At 64.8% G+C, this 1,806-nt stretch carries 1 protein-coding gene and 1 pseudogene; both read left to right on the plus strand.

Annotated features, from left to right (window positions below; genetic code table 11):
* A partial coding sequence (locus tag EOA22_RS32210) for an adenylosuccinate synthase (RefSeq protein WP_127390534.1) occupies positions 1-906 on the plus strand: 906 nt, incomplete at its 5' end.
* 74 nt (positions 907-980) lie between these two features.
* Positions 981-1,806 (plus strand): annotated as a pseudogene (locus EOA22_RS32215) (hypothetical protein); the annotation flags it as partial.

The raw sequence follows: 1,806 nt of genomic DNA on the forward strand, positions 1-1,806 counted from the left end.
ACCCGTCGCGGCATCGGCCCCGCCTATGAGGACAAGGTGGGCCGGCGCGCGGTCAGGGTGATGGATTTGGCGGATTTGGAAACACTGCCCTTGAAAATCGACAGGCTGCTGACGCACCACAATGCGCTGCGTCGCGGGCTTGGTCATGCGGAAGTCACGCATGACACGATCATGCAGGAACTAACCTCGGTCGCCGACGACATCCTGCCCTATATGGACCGGGTCTGGAAGATCCTCGACGACAAGCGCCGGGCTGGCGAGCGCATCCTGTTCGAGGGCGCGCAGGGCACACTGCTCGATATCGACCACGGCACCTATCCGTTCGTGACCTCGTCGAACACGGTTGCCGGACAGGCTGCCGCCGGCTCCGGCGTTGGCCCGGGCGCCATCGGCTATGTGCTCGGCATCACCAAGGCCTATACGACACGCGTCGGCGAGGGTCCGTTCCCGACCGAGCAGAAGAACGAGGTCGGCGAATTCCTCGGCACGCGCGGCCATGAATTCGGCGTCGTCACCGGTCGCAAGCGCCGCTGCGGCTGGTTCGACGCGGTGCTGGTGCGCCAGGCCGTCGCGGTCAACGGCATCAAGGGCATCGCGCTGACCAAGCTCGACGTGCTTGACGGGCTGGACGAGATCAAGGTCTGCACCGGTTACCGTCTCGACGGCGAGATGATCGATTATCTGCCGGCCAGCCAGGGCGCGCAGGCACGTGTCGAACCGGTCTACGAGACGCTCGAGGGCTGGAAAGGCACCACTGCCGGCGCGCGCAGCTGGAATGATCTGCCGGCCCAGGCGGTCAAGTATGTCCGCTACATCGAGGAGCTCATCGGCGCACCGGTCGCGCTCCTTTCCACCAGCCCGGAACGCGACGACACGATACTTGTGACCGATCCGTTTCAAGACTAGTTTCTGAGCCTTTCCGGGCATCGCGGCTGATTTGCGGGGGCCGACGCGGAAGCAAAATACAGGTCGACTGAAGCATGGCAGATTTCGTTGCTATTCTGAAAAACGCGCTCGACAAGCATGGCGACGAGACGCCGGAAAAGCGTACGCGCATCTATGCCAGCGTTCGCACCATGCTAGCGAAGAAGCTTGGTGAACGTTCGCCGCCGTGGGCTCCCGAAGCCATAGCCACGCAGATGCGTTCGCTGGAAGACGCCATTACAAGCGTCGAGCGCGATTATGCCAAGAGCGTGCCGGAGACCGACCCGCTCGCGGAGCTGGAACACATCTTTTCGTCGATCGATCGCAACAAGAACCAGCCAAGCCATACGAGGCAGCCGGCGAAGGCGGAATCGGCCTGGCCGGCACCGCCCGTCGCCAAGCCCGAGCCCTATCAACCCGCGCCGCCGCCTGCCGCCAAGGTCGAGCCAAGCTGGCAAAGGTCGACGCCGGCGCCTGCCCAGCCGGCTCGCGCCGACACGCCTCTTCCAGGCATGAACGCCGAGGAGGCGGACGACGAGGCCGATGTCTTTTCCAGCAACGAAGACAATGAAGAGCCGGTACCGGATACCTTCCAGCGCCTGCGTCCCGCCGAGCGCAAGCGCAGCTATGGCGGGCTGATCGCGGCCGTCTTCGCACTGCTGGTCGTTGCCGGCGGCGGCTACGGCATCTGGCTGAACAAGGACGCCTTCGGCAAGATGCTGGGGCTTGGCGGCAATCAGGTAGCGAAAACCGAACCCGTGAAGCCAGCGCCGGCCAAGCCGGCAACCGATGCCGCGGCAGCGCCGCCGGCGCCCGCGGCTGGCGGCACGGAAGCCGAAAGCACGAAATTCACCCAGCGGCTGACACCGCAGGGTGGTGAAG

The organism is Mesorhizobium sp. M7A.F.Ca.US.014.04.1.1, from assembly GCF_003998745.1.
GTDB lineage: Bacteria > Pseudomonadota > Alphaproteobacteria > Rhizobiales > Rhizobiaceae > Mesorhizobium > Mesorhizobium ciceri.